Annotated in this window: 16 protein-coding genes; 3 read left to right on the top strand and 13 right to left on the bottom strand. The window is 44.1% G+C overall.

Annotated elements, in window-relative coordinates; translation table 11 throughout:
- Nucleotides 1-15: 15 nt before the first annotated feature.
- From GVN16_RS15620 to GVN16_RS15600, 5 genes are read right to left on the bottom strand one after another with little or no spacing between them, the layout of a single operon-like run.
- Nucleotides 16-468 (bottom strand): Rid family detoxifying hydrolase, encoded by a 453-nt coding sequence (locus GVN16_RS15620; protein WP_166564848.1) that lies wholly within the window; start codon nt 466-468, stop codon nt 16-18.
- 15 nt (nt 469-483) lie between these two features.
- Nucleotides 484-816 (bottom strand): L-rhamnose mutarotase, encoded by a 333-nt coding sequence (locus GVN16_RS15615; RefSeq protein ID WP_166564847.1) that lies wholly within the window; start codon nt 814-816, stop codon nt 484-486.
- Nucleotides 817-846: 30 nt separating this feature from the next.
- Nucleotides 847-1,629: an SDR family oxidoreductase gene (locus tag GVN16_RS15610; RefSeq protein WP_166564846.1), complete on the bottom strand. Its 783-nt coding sequence runs from the start codon at nt 1,627-1,629 to the stop codon at nt 847-849.
- A gap of 17 nt (nt 1,630-1,646) precedes the next feature.
- Nucleotides 1,647-3,209 carry an aldehyde dehydrogenase (NADP(+)) gene (locus GVN16_RS15605; RefSeq protein ID WP_166564845.1) on the bottom strand — a complete coding sequence of 521 codons (1,563 nt, stop codon included), beginning with the start codon at nt 3,207-3,209 and terminating at the stop codon, nt 1,647-1,649.
- Between the two features lie 5 nt (nt 3,210-3,214).
- Complete coding sequence (locus tag GVN16_RS15600) at nt 3,215-4,051, bottom strand: fumarylacetoacetate hydrolase family protein (RefSeq protein WP_166564844.1); 837 nt, start codon at nt 4,049-4,051, stop codon at nt 3,215-3,217.
- A gap of 99 nt (nt 4,052-4,150) precedes the next feature.
- Between GVN16_RS15600 and idi the strand changes: the two genes are divergently transcribed.
- A complete protein-coding gene (gene idi, locus GVN16_RS15595; RefSeq protein ID WP_166564843.1) occupies nt 4,151-4,672 on the top strand; it encodes an isopentenyl-diphosphate Delta-isomerase in 522 nt (173 codons plus the stop codon).
- Nucleotides 4,673-4,675: 3 nt separating this feature from the next.
- On the opposite strand, the gene GVN16_RS15590 is transcribed toward idi, so the two are convergent.
- From GVN16_RS15590 to GVN16_RS15580, 3 genes are all read right to left on the bottom strand, one after another.
- A complete protein-coding gene (locus GVN16_RS15590) occupies nt 4,676-5,320 on the bottom strand; it encodes a response regulator transcription factor (protein ID WP_166564842.1) in 645 nt (214 codons plus the stop codon).
- Between the two features lie 2 nt (nt 5,321-5,322).
- Entirely contained in the window at nt 5,323-6,120 is a 798-nt protein-coding gene (locus GVN16_RS15585) for a sensor histidine kinase (protein WP_166564841.1), read from the bottom strand.
- A gap of 651 nt (nt 6,121-6,771) precedes the next feature.
- Entirely contained in the window at nt 6,772-7,326 is a 555-nt protein-coding gene (locus GVN16_RS15580; RefSeq protein ID WP_166564840.1) for a hypothetical protein, read from the bottom strand.
- Nucleotides 7,327-7,568: 242 nt separating this feature from the next.
- On the opposite strand from GVN16_RS15580, the gene GVN16_RS15575 reads away from it, so the two are divergent.
- Entirely contained in the window at nt 7,569-7,865 is a 297-nt protein-coding gene (locus tag GVN16_RS15575) for a LytTR family DNA-binding domain-containing protein (RefSeq protein ID WP_166564839.1), read from the top strand.
- A 107-nt stretch (nt 7,866-7,972) separates the two neighbouring features.
- Here the strand turns inward: GVN16_RS15575 and GVN16_RS15570 are convergent, their stop codons facing one another.
- The 3 genes from GVN16_RS15570 to GVN16_RS15560 form a co-directional block, all read right to left on the bottom strand.
- Nucleotides 7,973-8,737: a succinate dehydrogenase/fumarate reductase iron-sulfur subunit gene (locus GVN16_RS15570; RefSeq protein WP_166564838.1), complete on the bottom strand. Its 765-nt coding sequence runs from the start codon at nt 8,735-8,737 to the stop codon at nt 7,973-7,975.
- An 89-nt stretch (nt 8,738-8,826) separates the two neighbouring features.
- Entirely contained in the window at nt 8,827-10,803 is a 1,977-nt protein-coding gene (locus tag GVN16_RS15565) for a fumarate reductase/succinate dehydrogenase flavoprotein subunit (protein WP_310587438.1), read from the bottom strand.
- A 41-nt stretch (nt 10,804-10,844) separates the two neighbouring features.
- Nucleotides 10,845-11,624, bottom strand: coding sequence for a succinate dehydrogenase cytochrome b subunit (locus tag GVN16_RS15560; RefSeq protein WP_166564836.1), 780 nt, complete (start codon nt 11,622-11,624; stop codon nt 10,845-10,847).
- A 320-nt stretch (nt 11,625-11,944) separates the two neighbouring features.
- Between GVN16_RS15560 and GVN16_RS15555 the strand changes: the two genes are divergently transcribed.
- Nucleotides 11,945-14,797, top strand: coding sequence for a gliding motility-associated C-terminal domain-containing protein (locus GVN16_RS15555; protein ID WP_166564835.1), 2,853 nt, complete (start codon nt 11,945-11,947; stop codon nt 14,795-14,797).
- Nucleotides 14,798-14,871: 74 nt separating this feature from the next.
- On the opposite strand, the gene GVN16_RS15550 is transcribed toward GVN16_RS15555, so the two are convergent.
- Together GVN16_RS15550 and GVN16_RS15545 are read right to left on the bottom strand one after the other, a co-directional pair.
- Complete coding sequence (locus GVN16_RS15550) at nt 14,872-16,050, bottom strand: acetyl-CoA C-acyltransferase (RefSeq protein WP_166564834.1); 1,179 nt, start codon at nt 16,048-16,050, stop codon at nt 14,872-14,874.
- A gap of 130 nt (nt 16,051-16,180) precedes the next feature.
- A complete protein-coding gene (locus tag GVN16_RS15545) occupies nt 16,181-18,589 on the bottom strand; it encodes a 3-hydroxyacyl-CoA dehydrogenase/enoyl-CoA hydratase family protein (protein ID WP_166564833.1) in 2,409 nt (802 codons plus the stop codon).
- Nucleotides 18,590-18,601 lie beyond the last annotated feature (12 nt).

Raw genomic sequence — 18,601 nt, 5'->3', positions numbered from 1 at the left:
TTATGGAACACGGATTTATTTTTTTCTGGGCGGTATTGCGGCAACAACGGCAATCTCAATGCTGGCCCCTCCGGGAAGATCTGCAACACCCACGGTGGTTCTGGCCGGGAAATCCACAGTAAAATATCTGCCGTAAATCTCGTTGATTTTAGCAAAATTCTTCAGATCTTTCACATAAATGGTCGTGTTAACGATATCTTTCAAGCCTGCTCCGGAAGCCTCAAGTATGATCTTGATATTTTCCAGGATCTGTACTGTCTCTGCTTCAAATCCCCCTTCTACCAGCTTTTTGGTCTCAACGTTCAGACCAATTTGCCCCGCCACGAAAACCAGCCCGTTGGATTTGACCGCCTGGCTGTAGGGAGCGATGGGAGTAGGGGCTTTGGTGGTTTTCACAATGGTTTTGTGCTGAGCCAGTGAGACAAGAGAAACCAGGCTCAGGAAAGAGCAGAGAATAATCGTTTTCATTATGTTTTCTTTGGTTTATGCTAAATTAAATATCTGTTTCATCAACATCCATTTTTCACCCGGCCCCGCACCCGGCAGTGCCTGCTGATATTTCCACATCAGGGTTTCCCATTCCTGTACCTTTTCATTGCCTTCATCCATTTTTGATTTGGCTTCAAAGCTGAAATCGTCAGTTGTGTCCATGATCATAAACAGCCGGTTATCAATCCGGTAAATCTGCATGTCTGTAATTCCGGATTCAACAATACTCTTGTGAATTTCAGGCCAGATGGACTCATGGTATTGTTCATACTCACTGATGAGCTGAGGGTCATTCTGAAGGTCCAGGGCAAAACAAAAACGTTTCATGATGATTACAGGATTAATAGTCAGTTCGGATTAAAGCAAGGCCCTGTCGAGATGAACATAGCCGCCATCTACATATACCATTTGTCCGGTGGTATGGCTTGATTTGTCAGACAATAAGAACACCACCATATTGGCGATTTCTTCCGCTGTGGTCATTCTTTTGCCTAAAGGAATTCTTTCGTTGATTTCGGCGAGTGTCTGCTCGGGATTAGGCAGGGTCTGGATCCACCTTTCATACAAAGGTGTCCAGCATTCAGCCACCACCAGGGCATTCACCCGGATGCCATATTTTAATAATTCAACGGCCCATTCCCTGGTAAGGGCATTCCTGGCTCCGTTGGCCGCAGCATAAGCCGACGTGCCTCCCTGACCTGTTTCTGCGGTCTTTGAAGTAATATTGACAATAGAGCCTTTTGATTGTTTCAGAGCCGGCAGGCAATGGTGAGCCATCAGGTAGTAATGGATCACATTTTTATGAAGTGAGGCCATAAACCTCTCGTAGTTTCCGCTTTCAAGCCCTACGCCATCATTGGCCCCTGCATTATTCACAAGTCCATGGATACGCCCGAATCTTTCCATCACCAGCCTTACCGCCTTTTCGCACTCGGCAGGTTCCGAAAGCTCAGCCTGTACCTGGAATCCGAATCCTCCGGCGGCCTGGATCGTTTCCAGGGCTTTCAGGTTATCATCCTCATTTCTTCCTACAATGACCGGAAAAGCTCCTTCAAGTGCCAGTTGTGAGGCTATTCCTTCTCCGATCCCTTTGGCTCCCCCGGTAACAATGATTACTTTTTCTTTAAGATTGAGATTCATTATCTTTTACGATTAAATTATTTTTGAAAATTGCCGTCCCACTTTCTCCAGATCTCCAAAGGGTTTCCGGTCTTCAGTTCATCAGGAAGCAATGCATCCGGCATATCCTGGAAACACACAGGTCTTGTAAAGCGGGTAATGGCAAGGGTTCCTACGGAAGTACTGCGGCTGTCTGTAGTGGCTGGATAGGGTCCGCCATGCACCATGGCGTGTGACACTTCTACTCCGGTCGGGAACCCGTTGATAATAAGTCTCCCCACTTTTTGTTCAAGGATTTCAAGAAGGTCTGCGTATTCTGTCAGCTCTTCTTCAGAACCATGAACCGTAGCCGTCAGGTGTCCTGAAAGCTTGGTAGCCATTTCCAGGAACTCTTCTTTGGAGTTTCCTTCCACCACCAGACTCGTCGGTCCGAAGATTTCTTCATCCAGGTGAGGATTGTCTTTGAATGTCTGGTAATTGGCATAAAGAATCACCGGTTCCACCCCGGTAAAACCTTCTGATTTTTTACCTGTACCGATAACTTCTGTATATTGTTTGAATTTTTCTATACCATTCTGATAAGCAGACTGAATGCCAGGAGTCAGCATGACGCCTCCCACCGTATCAGCTACTTTTTGTTTGAGATGTTCGATGAAAGCGGCATCTTTTTGTATCAGCAATATGCCTGGGTTGGTACAAAACTGTCCCACGCCGAGGGTTACCGATCCCAGGTAATTTTGTGCCAGGCTTTCGCCTTTTTCCTGAAGTGTTTTTGGCAGGATAAAGACAGGGTTGGTGCTGCCCATTTCAGCATAGACCGGAATAGGTTCAGGTCTCGCCGCCGCCGCATCAAAAAGAGATTTTCCTCCTTTGAAAGAACCGGTAAATCCGATGGCTTTGACAGATGGATGTTTAACCAGGGCCTGTCCGATTTCAATACCATCATCAAACAGCAGAGAGAAAACACCATCAGGCATACCTGTTTCCAGGGCGGCTTTCTGAATGGCTTTTCCTACCAGTTCCGAGGTGCCGAGGTGAGCCGGGTGGGCTTTGAATATGACAGGGCAACCGGCGGCCAGGGCTGAGGCGGTATCTCCCCCCGCCACGGAAAATGCAAGCGGAAAATTACTCGCTCCGAAAACACCCACAGGTCCGAGCGGACGTTCCATTGACCTTAGATCTACCCTCGGAAGTGGCTGTCTGTCAGGCAATGCCGGGTCTATCCTGGCATTGACCCACGAGCCCTCTCTGAGCAGTCCTGCGAACAGTTTTAACTGCCCGGTCGTTCTTCCTCTTTCTCCCTGGGCACGGCCTGCAGGAAGTCCGGATTCTGCGGTATATCTTTCAATCAGCGTATCTCCCAGGTTTTCGATTTCAAGGGCAATCTGTTCCAGGAAAAGAGCTTTTTCTTTACCTGATTTTTTCCTGTAAACTGAGAAAGCTTTTTCAGCCTTAAATACTGCCAGGTTTAATTCTTCAGCGGTAGCTTTGAAAAAAAGAGGGGCGAGGGTTTCTCCCGTTGTGGGATTCAATGCCTGGATGGCTACCGTTCCTTCCGAAAGTGAGTCGAAACCGATGATGTTTCTGCCTTGTAATTGCATGCTGTTTATTCTACGATGTTTTCTAAAGTGCCTATGTTTTCAATGGTAATTTTTACCACGTCTTTTGATTGTAAAGTAAAGGAGTCCGGTGGTACAATGCCGGTCCCGGTCATTAAAAAACAGCCGAACGGGAAAGAGCATTCTTTATAAAGATATTCAACCAGTTCCTTGTGTTGTCTCTTCATCTGATTGATCTGGATCGACTGATCAAAAACAGGTTCTCCGGCCCTTTCGATGACCAGGTTGATGACTGTTTCCGGTGAGATCGGAGTCTCAGGGACGTAAATGCATGGCCCGATAGCCGCACTCTTGTCATAAGACTTGGCCTGAGGTAAGTATAAGGGATTCTCCCCTTCAATATCCCTGGAGCTGACGTCATTCCCCACGGTATATCCTGATATTTGCCCGTCAGAATTAATGAACAGGGTCAGCTCGGGTTCAGGCACATTCCAATGAGAATCTTTTCTGAGTCGTATGGCCTGCAAGTGCCCTACCGTTCTGTAAGGAGTTGCCTTAAAAAATAATTCCGGTCTTGGAGCGTCATATACCCGGTCATAGAAATCGCCGCCTCCGGCATCTTTGGATTCTTCCATCCTGGCATTCTTGCTTCTGAGGTAAGTTACCCCGGAGGCCCAGATTTCCTGGGACTGGATGGGTGCTAGAATACTTCCCGGAAGACCATCCGATAAGGAGCCATTGGCTTTGGAAGAAAGTATTTCTTCTTTCAGCAGCTGATGAAGATCCGGGCGGTTGATGAACGCATCCCAATCTGTATGAGAAGACACGAAATATTGATTCTGGTCTTCAATGATTATCCCTTTTGTTGTTTTATAAATCCTCATGGTTGAATAAATTTTGAGGCAATTTATACAATTTTCACGGATTTCGAAACACTATCCGGCGTTTGAGCGTTTATATTCAAACAAACACTGTAAAGCCTGATGGATTCAGAAATCAAGATACCTGTAGTTGATGATCAAGATCAAATAATCGGATACGAAGAGAAACTTCTGGTACACCGGAAAGGTCTCCTGCACCGTGCCTTTTCTATCCTGGTTTTCAATGACAACGGTGAACTTCTGATTCATAAAAGGGCTTATAATAAATACCATTCTTCAGGATTATGGACCAACACCTGCTGTGGTCATCCCAATCCCGGCGAAAGCATGGAGGATGCTGTCAGCAGGAGGCTGGAAGAAGAAATGGGCTTTACCTGTGATCTTTTTTTCGGATTCAAATTTCATTACAAGACAACATTCGACAACGGGCTCACCGAAAATGAAATAGACCACGTCTACTTCGGGAAGTATAACGATGATTTTGTGGTCAACCCCGATGAGGTCGTTGATTTCAAATGGGTTTCTATGGACGAGGTAAGATCATCCATAGATAAAGAACCTGAAGCCTATTCCTACTGGTTTAAAGAGATCCTGGTTAATGAAGCTTTTGAGGAGGTTTTGTAAAATCTAGATCACAACCAGTCCGTTTCTGATCGCAAACATCACCAGGCCTACGCGGCTTTTTACCTCCAGTTTTTCGAACAAACTTTCCCTGTACCCGTCAATAGTGCGAGGTGAAACACACATTTTATCCGCGATTTCCTTATAGGTATATTCAGAACACGCCAGATGAATAAACTCCTCTTCCCTGGCCTGAAACTGCACCACAGGCTTTGTTTTCACTTTCTGGTTGGTCTTTATAGATTTGAGAAGTGTGTTGGAGACCAGGTCACTGTGAAAATACCCTTTCTGATGAATTTCGTTAAGAGCGAGTTTAAAATGAGACGGCTCACTGTCTTTCAGGAGGTACCCTTTGGCACCACATCTCAGCATTTTAATAATAGACTCTTCGTTGTCGTCCACGGATAACGCTATAGGGATGACATCGGGGTGGCTTTTGCAAAGGAGCTCAGTAGTTTCATATCCGTCCATGCCGGGCATATTAATATCAATCAGGGCTATGTCAGGAGGGGTTTCGTGCTGCAGACGGTTAATAAATTCGAGGCCGGTGCCGGCATCTATGGTGACCTGAAAGTTCTCGAACCGGCTGATAAGTTCTATAAGGGCATGACGAATAAGGGTATGGTCGTCAACCAGAGCTACCGTAGTCATTTTTATTGGGATATTTTGGGTATCATTAAATCAGTCTTTGTTCCGCTGCCGGCGGTACTTTCGATTTTGAATTCACCTCCCAAAAGTTTAGCCCGGTGTATGAGATTGGCCAAACCAGATCCATTGTTAAAACCTTTCAGTTTAATTTTTGATTCAAAATCAAATCCCGTACCGTCATCAGAGAGTTCTAATTTAAATGATTCAGGTGAATCCTGCAAGACAACCCACAGATTTTTTGCCTGGGCATGTTTCAGGGTATTCTGCAGCTGCTCCTGGAACATCCTGAAGACCACCAGGGCTTTTTGATTTTCCAGACCTGTCCCGGTCTGATTTTCTACAAATGAGGTTTTGATCAATCCTGCTTTATCAACCCTTTCCAGTTCAAACCGGATGGCAGATCCCAGGCCGTCATTCAGAATATTGTCGTTGTTAAGGGTTTTGGAGAGCGACCGGAGATCATTCAACGCAGCATTCAGATACTCCTTGGATTGCACAATCCTGAGGTTGTCAGGCAGGTCTTCCTGCAGGTTGTTCAGCTGTATTTTAACCAGTGACAGCATCTGCCCCACGTTGTCATGAAGCTCCCTGGAGATATCCTTCATGGTTTGTTCCTGTATCTCGTTTTGTGAAGTCAGGATTTCCTTTTCGAACTGGGCTTTGAGTTCGGTTTTTTCTTTAATGAGTTTAGCCTGTCGCCTTTGAAAGATAAATGCAAAAATGATAATCGAAACTGCAAGAATTAGTAGAATAACTATTGCTGCAAAAAACGTAAACAATATTTCAGTTTCTTTGAAATTCATTCCTTCGCTTTGCCTAGAGATTCTTGTTTGCTCAGAAAAGCTATTCCTAATAAGATGTATAGAAGGTAGTTAGTAAAAAATCTTACATTTCTAAATATTGCTCCAATATTCAGAATTTTCTCGGCAATAGCATTGTGAGTTCCCAGAATGAATAAATTTATGATGTTGAAGGTCATAAAGCCAATACTGATCCAAAATAAGGGGTAGTGCTGGAACGATGTTTTTTCTGGTTGATCTAACATTAGTTTCAAATATCGAATTCCAAATAAAGTGGATAAAATACAATTTAAAATGAATGTGTAGGAGCAAAATTCTGCCTTATAGTTTTGAATGAAAAAACTGTTGAAAAAAGAAAAAAGTATTAGTATGGCCGACAAAATGACAATCCATTTTTCTTTTACTTCTTTGTAATAGCAGAACGCCAAAATGGAAGCCTCGATAGGAAGGAAAATGTGATACACAAAGAAATTATTGCTTTCTTTATGACTAAAATAAGCCGCACACAATTCGCTTACTATTGTTATTGGCAGCAAGAGTAGCATTGTTTTGCTACTCTTGTTTAAAACGCTAAATTTAAGAATGCCAATTAGGAAGGCTAGCCCCAAAACTAAAAAATAAAAATAGTATAGAGTCATACTTATATGTCTTTTATTAATATTTAGCACCAACGAAAGTTGTTTCTTCGGGGCAGTTATTTTTACAAGGGTCAACATACTCCAGAATATTATCTCCTGGGTCGTTTAATTTTTTTGGTAAATTACACGGAGCTCCTGCCTGACCTAACAAAATCCGGTAGTATTTGCCATCTTTCTTTTCAAGGCCGGTGAAAATTAAAGTTGATTTTTTCTCATCTTTATCATACCCGAGTTCAACATAAATATGAGTCACTCTTTTAGGGTCATTTATGTAGCCCTGTTGTTGAAGCAAATAGTGGTTGACCATTCTAGCATCTAGAATCCAGCCATGTAGATCATCCGGCCACGAAATCAGTTTAGAATGATTGAAGCCCAAAGCAGACTTTAGCTTTTCCTTAAATCCATCTGCAAGCTTTTTTGCCTCTTCTCTACAAATTGGTTGAGTACCTCCAGTAAATCCATTTCGATTGAAATCCATCTGCAATGTAGAGCTTAAAAACAAGTATCCAATAACTATTCCTAGAATTAATCCAAAAATTAAGAAAAGAAAGGGGGTTGCTTTTTTGTTCATTTCATTAACTAGTTAAGGTTTATAAATTAATAATTTCCTGACAAAACTAGAAAGAATAAGGATATTATTATACGTGAAAAACACCCTATTAAACCAGTGAAAAATGCCTTTTAAATTTTCCTGAAAACTATCTTCTTTCTGATACTGCTAAATACGTGAAAAACACCCCCTCAAAAACCGTTTTTCAACGCTTACCCGGCTTTGTTTTATTGATGATATTTGGGTAATCAAAAGAAACCGTTATGACCTCAATCATATACCCTCCTGCTGCCGAAATCCTCTATCTGAGAGGCGAGCTGAACTATACAGAGTTTTATCTGAAAGATGGAAGCAGAATGGTTTCCAGTTTTACGCTGAAACGCCACCAGGAGCGGTTCGGCGGCTTTTTAAGAGTAAGCAAATCTCATTTACTTAACCCTGATTTTATCAGCTCTATTGAGTCCAAAGGCCGTACCAAAGAAGTGATCCTGGCCACAGGCTACAGGGTTCTGGTATCAAGACGCCGGAAGAGGGTAGTAGGTGGTTTTGACCTGGATTAGGTGCATTTTCCCCGCAAACAGATCGGATACCCCTAAAAATAAAAACCATCTCAAAGAAGCAGGATTCCTGCCACTCTGAGATGGTAATCTATTTAAAAGCAAGGTTATTAAGCCTCTGCTGTAGTCAAACTCGCACTTAAGAATTCTCTGTTCAGACGGGCAATGTTTTCAAGAGAAATTTCCTTTGGACATTCAGCTGCACAAGCTCCGGTGTTCGTACATGATCCGAAACCTTCGATGTCCATCTGGGCTACCATTTTCTTGGCACGGTCTTCACGCTCAGGTTGCCCTTGTGGCAACAATGCCAGCTGAGAAACCTTGGCAGAAACGAACAACATGGCAGAGGCATTTTTACAGGCGGATACACAAGCCCCGCAACCGATACAAGCAGCAGCGGCAAAAGCTTTGTCGGCGTCTTCTTTCGGAATAGGAAGTGAGTTACCGTCCTGGGCATTGCCTGTGTTGACTGAGATAAATCCACCCGAGGCAATGATCCTGTCAAAGGAAGATCTGTCTACCACAAGGTCTTTAACCACCGGGAAAGCAGCAGCTCTCCATGGTTCAACCACGATGGTATCTCCGTCTTTGAAGCTTCTCATGTGCAGCTGGCAGGTAGTAACACCTTCCAGAGGACCGTGAGGGCGACCATTGATATACATAGAACACATACCACAGATACCTTCACGGCAGTCATGGTCAAATGCGATAGGTTCTTTGTTTTCGTCTATAAGACGCTCGTTCAATACGTCAAACATCTCCAGGAAAGACATGTCTTCAGATATGCCGGAAACCTCGTGTGTTTCCAGTGAGCCTTTTACATTTTTATTTTTTTGACGCCATACTTTCAGCGTGATGTTCATATTACCTTCCATCTTACTTATAAAGATTTTAGAATTTTAAAATTTGAAGATCAATACCTTTTAACGGGCCTTTGATCTGTCGGTAATTTCATTTTTTGAACTTACTTATAACTCCTTTGAGCGATCTTGATGTTTTCGTAGATCAGAGGCTCTTTATTCAAAACCCAGTCACTTTCGTTTTTAAACTCCCAGGCCGCTACATACATATAATTTTCATCATCTCTTCTGGCTTCACCCTCTTCAGTCTGATACTCTTCTCTGAAGTGACCACCACAAGATTCGTTACGGTTCAGGGCATCCACACACATCAGCTCACCCAGTTCGATAAAGTCAGCCACACGGCCGGCTTTGTCCAGTTCAGGATTGAATTCTTCAATTTCTCCCATCACCCTCAGGTCAGACCAGAATTCTTTTTTAAGAGCCTGGATTTCAACGATGGCTTCTTTCAGACCTTTTTCGTTTCTGGCCATACCGCATTTGTCCCACATGATTTTACCCAATCTTTTGTGGAAGGATTCCGGTGACTGTTTTCCTTTGATAGAAACCAGTTTACTGATCCTGTCTTTTACCTGTTTTTCTGCCTCAACAAACGCAGGGTGGTCAGTAGGAATAGCTTTGGTCCTGATTTCGTTGGCCAGGTATGAACCGATGGTATAAGGAATAACGAAATATCCGTCAGCAAGACCCTGCATCAGGGCAGATGCTCCCAGACGGTTGGCTCCGTGATCAGAGAAGTTGGCTTCTCCCAAAGCATAAAGCCCCGGAACGGTCGTCATCAGGTTATAATCCACCCAAAGGCCACCCATGGTATAGTGTACAGCCGGGTAGATACGCATCGGAATTTCATATGGATTTTCGCCGGTGATTTGCTTGTACATATCAAACAGGTTACCATATTTTTCCTTTACAACCGCTTTCCCAAGTTCACTTATTAATTCTTTCGAAGCGTTTTCTATGTTGTTTTTGTTAACTTCTGCTTTACCGTAACGTTCAATGGCTGCAGCATAATCAAGATAAACGGCCATTTTAGATGTTCCTACGCCATAACCGGCATCACAACGCTCTTTGGCGGCTCTTGAAGCAATATCCCTTGGTACAAGGTTACCAAAAGCAGGATATCTCCTTTCAAGGTAATAATCCCTTTCTTCTTCAGGGATCTCATTGGCTGCTCTTTTATCGTCTTTCTGCTTAGGCACCCAGATCCTTCCGTCATTTCTCAAAGACTCTGACATCAGGGTTAGTTTTGACTGATGATCGCCGGAAACCGGGATACAGGTCGGGTGAATCTGCGTAAAACAAGGGTTACCGAAGAAAGCACCTTGTTTGTGGGCTTTCCAGGCAGCAGTCACGTTACTTCCCATGGCGTTGGTCGACAGGTAAAAAACGTTACCATAACCACCAGTACACAGAAGAACGGCATGGCCGAAATGTCTTTCAAGCTTACCGCTGATCAGGTCTCTGGCGATAATACCTCTGGCAACGCCGTCGATTTTAACCACCTCAAGCATTTCATGACGGGAGTACATTTTAACGGTACCCATACCCACCTGACGCTCAAGGCCGGAATAAGCTCCCAAAAGCAATTGCTGACCGGTTTGTCCTGCCGCATAGAAAGTACGCTGAACCTGCACACCACCGAATGAACGGTTAGACAGCATTCCGCCATACTCACGGGCAAAAGGTACACCCTGGGCAACACACTGGTCAATAATATTGGCTGAAACCTCGGCAAGACGGTGAACGTTTGACTCACGTGCACGGTAATCGCCTCCTTTTACAGTATCATAAAACAAACGATAAGTAGAGTCACCATCGTTCTGATAATTCTTTGCTGCATTTATCCCTCCCTGAGCTGCGATAGAGTGAGCTCTTCTGGGAGAATCCTGGAAACAGAATGCTTTTACTTTATAGCCCAGTTCGGCTAATGTCGCGGCGGCTGAAGCTCCTGCCAAACCTGTACCCACTACAATAATTTCTATATTACGTTTGTTGGCCGGGTTTACCAACGGAACCGTCGAACGATACTTTGTCCATTTTTCTGCTATAGGACCTTCTGGTGCTTTAGCGTCTAACTTGATTGTTCCTTCTGCCATGGTAAAATATATTTTCTACGCTTTAATTATTTGAAAAAGTAAAAATAGATAGGCATTGCCGCGTATCCGATCGGGATAAGGATGGCAAATAACCAGACACTTAAAAACTTAAACAGCGGATTGTATTTCGGATGATTGATCCCAAGACTCTGAAAAGCACTCTGGAAGCCGTGAACCAGGTGGAAAGACACTGAGAACATGGCCAATACATAGAATATCACCAGGAGGATGTTCTGGAAAGAAACCGAAACCACTTTGTAAAGGTCTTTTACGATGACGGTTTTTGTGCTTTCTGCCTGGTTGTAAGTTTCAACCATCTTGGTTTCCTGGCTGTAAGTCTCAGGCATCTCCGTCGTTACAACCTCTCCCGTAAGCAGGTTCTCGGTATACTGTACAAAAGGCAGGGTTTCGTTGTGATATTTATACCAGAAATCACCCATATGTACAACAATGTAAACCAAAAGGATTGTTCCTAAAACAGCCATGTTCCTGCTTGAAAAGGACGAAGAATTTTTAGTCACCACATAAGCCACAGGTCTTGCCTTACGGTTCTGGAACTCAAGATATAAACCCCAGAAAGCATGGAACAGAATGAAAAAGTAATTCCCGTAAGAAATGATCTTAATTAAAGGAAAGCTGGTCATGAAAACCGCATACTTATTAAAAGAATACCCGCCGTCATTGTAAAAGAGCTGAAGATTTCCGATCAAATGGACGACAAGAAAGGTACAAAGGAAGAGCCCCGTAAGAGACATAAGCACTTTCTTACCTATTGAGCTTGTTAAAGTTTTAGTTAGCCAAGACATACTTATAAATATTTGAGAATTAACTTTTTGGCAAAAAACAAGAGATACATTTTTGCTTAGAAAAGTACAATTTAATTTTGACGCATCAAAAGTAGATTACAAACTATTTAGAACCAATATAAAAAAGGCTTTTTTCAATTTAATTTAGCTTTTTTTCATATTTTCAAATATTATCCGTTTAATTTGGATTCAATAGTTTTAACAAACCGGCGGGCATTTGTGTTTTAAGTTTTTCTTCCTGTGTTTATTGATTTTTTAACACAGAATATTTGACCAAATGCTTCGTTACAATAGTTAATATAAATATCTGGGCTTTTTGCATGAAAAAAAGGAATTACATTTTAATATTATTACTTTTTGCTGGAATATTCCTTCCGTTTTTAAGTAAGGCCACCCACCTCAGGGCAGGCGAAATTACAGCAAAGAGGATATCATCTTCAACGCTCACCTACAGGGTGGTTCTAACGACCTACACAGATGAAATAAACGGAAAAGCTGCTAATGATGGTGAGAACGAGGTTAATTTTTACTTCGGGTTTTCTACCAACCAGGTGGTAGCGTTTAAAGTAAAAAGAACGGTAAAACAGCTGATCAGTACCACGACTGTCCGGAATGTTTATGATACGACGTTCACTTTTCCGGCCCCGGGCAGGTATACCATCAGTTGTGGTATTGTGAACAGGAATGAGAGGACGCTTAACCTCCCGCAGCCTTCTGAAAGTATAAGCTTTTTTGTACAGTCAACCATCGTAATCAATTCAAGTTTTGGTCTTAACAGCACCCCGGTACTCTTGAATATTCCGGTGGATTCTGCCGGTGTAGGCAGTAAATTCATTCATAATCCGGGTGCTTTTGACATTGACGGAGACAGCTTGTCTTATAAGCTGACTATTCCTCAGAGGGATAAAGGGAATGCTACCGGTATCGGGGAGTTTATTCCTAATTATAAGGACCCCAATCTTATAGGAAATAATCCTCTTACGGAAGCCGGGACGGGCCCGGCTACATTCAGGATAGATGCCCGGACAGGAGACCTGATCTGGGATGCCCCGCAGGTTCCGGGGCAATACAATGTCGCTTTTATCATTGAAGAGTGGCGAAAGGCCCCCGATGGTTCTTTCATTAAGATCGGAGAGATCATCCGGGATATGCAGATCATCGTTGTGGCAACGGATAATAAACGGCCTGAGCTGATCGTACCCCCTGATATATGTATAGAAGCAGGAAAGCAAGTCAAATTCAATGTAACGGGAACAGATAAGGACAACCAGGAAATAAGGCTTACTTCCTCAGGTGGGGTATATAATAAGGATGAAGCCGGTAAGTTCTTCAAGTTCATTGAGCCTGAAGCGGCTGTATTTGCAGTAAAACAATCAAAAAGCCCGGTTTCTTCAACATTCACCTGGAATACCAACTGTCTTCATGTCAGGGACCAGCCGTATGATGTGTTGTTTAAAGTGGAAGATTTTCCCGGAAGATTCAATACGCAGCTCGTAGACATTAAAACGATAAAAATTAAGGTGGTGCCGCCGAGGCCTGTCGGGCTTCTGGCTAAAGAATCTGACCAGGGAATTGATCTGACCTGGCAGAAATATGCCGCCTGTAAAAGCTCGGGCAAAATACTGATCTACAGAAAAGATGGTTGCAGTGGCCTTAATCCCGGCGAGTGTACTGTAGGTATGCCTGCTGCCTGGGGGTATAAACTGATAGGCACAGTAACCGGCGAGGATACTACCTTTATTGATAAAACTGTAAATAAAGGAGGGGTATACAGCTATCGCCTCGTTTCTGAAATTCAGGCCTCACAATTCATTGCTATTCAGAGTGCCCCGTCTACCGAATTCTGTATCGGCAGCGAAATCAAATCCGGAATGTCGGTGATCACCAACGTTTCCGTAGATAAGACCGAAACAGCTGCCGGTGAGGTAACTGTTAAATGGTCACGCCCGCTGGGCTTTTCGAAAGAAGCATTCAAAGGACCTTATGTGTACAAACTGTACAGAGCAACCGGCCTGGGCGGAGAGCAGTTCGAACTGATCCATACCAAAACCACATTGCTGGATAATCAGTTGGATACTGTTTTTGTAGATAAAGCTCTTAATACCAAAGATCTGGTTTATAAATATAAACTGGAGCTGTACACAGAAAATACTGTTCTTTACGGAACAACGCCTCCTGCTACTACTGTTAAGTTGTCAGTAAGTCCGGACGATAAAGTAACCCGTCTGTTCTGGGAGGCCAATGTGCCGTGGCTGAATGAGAATCAAACCCATAAAGTCTTCAGAGAGGATAAAACCAAACCGGGGGTATTTAACCAGATCGCCGGAGCAACTGTAGGTACACCGAATACTTTCAGTTATAATGATACCGGCAGGGATGCATTCCCCGGAGATGGTGACATTTCAATAGAATTGCAAAACGGTCAAACTTACTGCTATAAGGTAGAAACCATCGGGGTTTATGAGAAAATCCCTGGTCTTGGCATATTGATGAACTACTCACAGATTGTGTGTGCCACTCCTGCCGACCGATCTCCTCCATGCCCACCGGTACTTGTAGTTGAGAATACAGATTGTGAGACCATCACTTCCAAACAATTCTGTGAAGAGACCATTTTCTCAAACACATTGAAGTGGCAGACACCGCCGACCGCAAACGGAGCGGCTTGCAGAACGGATATCATCGCCTATAAAATTTATTATTCAAGATATGAAGGGCAGAAAAGGGTGCTGATTGAAACGCAGGATGCCGCACTTGGAAACCAGTATGTTCACAGGAAAAACAGCCAGGAAGGTTTTGCAGGGTGTTACACCGTCACTGCAGTGAGCAGCCTTGGTATTGAAAGTGCTGAAAGTAATATTAAGTGCGAGGACAACTGTGAAAATATTTCTTTCCCGAATGTATTTTCTCCGAACGGCGACGGACTGAACGACACGTTTTCTCCGATGAATTGTCCGGCTTTTGTGAAGAACATCAGCTATGAGATTTTCAATGCCAACGGAGCGAAAGTGGCCGAAGGTAGCGGAAGGGAAATGGACTGGGACGGTAAAAATAAATCGGGCAAGGATCTTGCTGCCGGAGCTTATTATTACCTGATCAAGGTGGAATTTGAAAGACTGGCAGAAACTTCTCCTACCGTTACATTCAAAGGATGGGTTAAGCTGATGAGATAAGAAAATTAATAAGAGACCAATAAAAAGCCCCCGGAAGTATCTTCCGGGGGCTTTTCTTGTTAAGGGCCTGAAACTTATTTCAGGAACTCATAAATTCCCGCAACACCCTGGCCACCTCCTACACAGGCGGTAACCATACCGTATTTCTGATTTTTTCTTCTCATTTCTTCGAACAACTGAACCGAAAGCCTTGCTCCGGTTGAACCCAGTGCATGACCAAGGGCAATGGCACCACCGTTCGGATTAAGGATCGACGGATCAATTCCCAGTTCTTTTACTACTGCCAGGGCCTGTGCCGCAAAAGCCTCGTTCAATTCGATCTGTTCGATGTCTTTCAACTGAAGCCCGGCTTGTTGCAGAGCCTTTGGAATAGCATAAACAGGACCTATTCCCATGATCCTCGGCTCACATCCGGCTACGGCGTATGAAACCATCCTGGCTATCGGTTCAAGGTTAAGTTCTTTCACCATTTTTTCTGACATCACAATCACGAAAGCAGCTCCGTCAGAAGTCTGTGAAGAGTTACCTGCCGTTACGCTTCCACCTGCTGCGAAAACCGGACGCAGTTTACTCAAAGCATCCAGGGTAGTATCAGCCCTCGGGCCTTCGTCTTTATTGACTATATATTCCTTGGTTTTCTTCTTTCCTGAGTTGGCATCAAAATAGGTCTCTTTCACAGAGATGGGAACAATCTGATTGTCAAATTTTCCTTCTGCCTGGGCGGCCAGGGCTTTGGTATGCGATTGAAAAGCAAAAGCATCCTGTTCTTCCCTGCCTATTTTGTATTGCTGTGCTACTTGCTCCGCCGTAAGTCCCATCCCGATGTAATAATCGGGGTGCTGATCTGCAATGTTGTAGTTCAGCGAAGTCTTCCAGCCCATGGTAGGTACCATCGACATAGACTCTGTTCCGCCCGCAATGATACAATCAGCCATACCGGCATTGATTTTTGCAGAGGCCATCGCAATGGCTTCCACCCCTGATCCGCAGTAACGGTTGATGGTGACGCCCGGAACAACTTTGCCTAATGCCAGTAATGAAATATACCTGGCCATCTGCATGCCTTGCTCGGCTTCAGGTACGGCATTGCCCACAATGACATCGTCAACCCTCGCCGGGTCAAGTGCCGGGACTTTCTCTAACATGAATTTTATAACATCGGCTGCCAGGTCATCAGGCCTGGTAAAACGGAGAGCTCCTTTCGGGGCTTTTCCGACAGCACTTCTGAATCCGGAAATTATATATGCGTTCATTTTATCTTTAATTTATGATCTGAAATACACATTCAGATGCAATGATGATAATTGGTTATCTGATTCTGAAAGACCAGGTATCGTTAAGTGAATAACAAAATCTTTTGGTGTTTCATTTAAATTGAGAAGGTTAATTTCTCGGAGGTTTCCCGCCGCTTAATAAACCCTGCATACGCTCCAGTGTTTTTCTCTCTCCGCAAAGTGAAAGGAATGCTTCTCTTTCCAGGTCAAGCAGATAATCTTCGGAAACGTTCTGTGCATAACTAAGATCACCTCCGCAGATGACATAAGCCAGTTTCTCAGCGATTTTCGCATCATGCTCGGTAATGTAATTGGCCATTTTCATAGAGGCAATACCCGCTTTGAACAAGGCGATACCCGCTTTACCCTGAACCTTGATGTCTGTTCTTTTGGTAGGCTGGGTATAACCGTTTTCAGCCAGCTCAATCGCAGATTGCTTCGCTTCGGCCAGCAAGCGGCTTCTGTTCAGGACAATCTGGTCACGGTTAGCCAGAAGGTAATTCATGTCCATCGCTTCCTGGGCTGAAGTCGATACCTTAGCCTGGGCAATGTTCATAAAAGCACCCTGAAGAATGTTCAATTCTGCATCGCCCGGCTGATAAAGATCCGAACATCTCACAGCCATTTCCTTGGTTCCGCCACCGGCAGGGATCAGACCCACTCCCAGCTCTACAAGGCCCATGTAAGTTTCTGCCGCTGCCACTACTTTATCGGCATGAAGGTTGATTTCACAACCACCACCCAAAGCCAGTGAGTGAGGTGCGGTTACCACAGGAATAGAAGAATACCTGGCCCGCATCATGCTTTGCTGAAACTGGGCGATCATCATGTTGATCTCATCAAAATCCTGCTCGATCGCAAACATGAACAACATTGCAAGGTTAGCCCCCGCAGAGAAAGCTTCCGAGCTGTCATTTCCGACAACCAGGCCTCTGAAGTCCTTTTCAGCTACGCCGTAAGCTCTGTTTAAGCCTTCAATCACCTCTGCACCGAAAGTGTTCATTTTCGAGTGGAATTCAACCCCCGCAATGCCGTCTCCAAGATCAAAAATGGTTGAACCAGCGTTTTTCCAGATCACATTTGAGTCACGGATGGTGTCCAGTATAATGAATGAACCGGTACCCGGAATTACTTTATAAGATTTGGTCGGAATGTCATAATATAGTTTTTTGCCGTTTTCTACTTTGTAGAAAGAAGGATTTCCGGCTTCGAGCATTTCGTAAACCCATGCTGCCGGCTTTTGTCCCTGCTCCTCCATCATTTTGACAAACTCACTTACGCCTACCGCATCAGCAGTAGCGAAAAGTCCCATCTGCCATCCGAAACCTGAACAGATCGCGTCATCAATTCTGAACAACTCATCGGCGATTTCAGGAATTCTGAAAGTTGCGTATCTGAATCCGTCTGCAAAAGTCTTTCTGTAGAATTCTCCTGCCTTGTCTGTACCTTTTAATAAGACGGCAAAGCGTTTTTTCAGGTCGTCAATTGATTTTGTGCCTTCAAGGGTTGCAAACTTAACCTTTTCGCTGGGTTTATACTCCATTGTTTTAAGGTCAAGGGCCAGGATCAGCGTTTTGCCTTTTTCATCCTTGGTTTTTTTATAGAAACCCTGGCCGGTTTTATCACCAAGCCAGTTGTTTTCAATCAGTTTGGCCATGGAGTCCGGCAGTTCAAAAGCCGATACCGACTCGTCCGTCTGCAAGGTCGCCTTTAAGTTTCTGCAAACATTGACCGTGGTATCCAGCCCCACCACATCCGATAATCTGAAAGTACCGGATTTCGGGCGGCCTACCACAGGTCCTGTAAGCTTGTCTACTTCTTCAACAGACAGACCGATTTCCTGTGCAGCCCTGATGGTTTGTACCATCGAGTAGATACCCAGCCTGTTGGCAATAAACGCCGGAGTATCTTTACACAATACAGTTTGTTTACCCAGGTAAAGGTCGCCGTAGTGCATCATAAAATCAATGACCTCGGGATTGGTCTTCGGACCAGGAATTATCTCGAGCAGTCTGAGGTATCTCGGAGGATTGAAGAAATGCGTTCCGCAGAAATGCTGCTGAAAATCTTCACTTCTGCCTTCCGACATCAGATGGATCGGGATACCCGAAGTATTGGATGAAACTAGCGTACCTGCTTGTCTGAACGCTTCTACTTTATCATATATCAGTTTCTTGATCTCCAGTTTTTCCACTACAACCTCGATGATCCAATCCACGTCCCTGATCTTCACCATATCATCATCAAAGTTGCCCAGCTTCACTCTGGAGACCGACTTCTGACTGTAAACAGGCGAAGGGCTGGCTTTCAGGGCTGCCTGAAACAGGTCGCCGACAATCCTGTATCTTACCTTCGGATGATCAATGCCCAATCCTGCGGCTTTTTCTTTATCGTTCGGTTCTTTCGGAACCATATCCAGCAACAATACCTCACAGCCAATATTGGCAAAATGAAGGGCAATTCTGCTCCCCATGATCCCTGCTCCGAGTACCGCTACCTTTTTTATCGTTTTTTTCATATGAATTAAGTA

The sequence above is a fragment of the Emticicia sp. CRIBPO genome (assembly GCF_009905725.1).
In the GTDB taxonomy this organism is placed as follows: Bacteria; Bacteroidota; Bacteroidia; order Cytophagales; family Spirosomataceae; genus Leadbetterella.
Note: the sequence above shows the minus strand (reverse complement) of the source record. Positions and strands in the feature narration are given on the sequence as shown.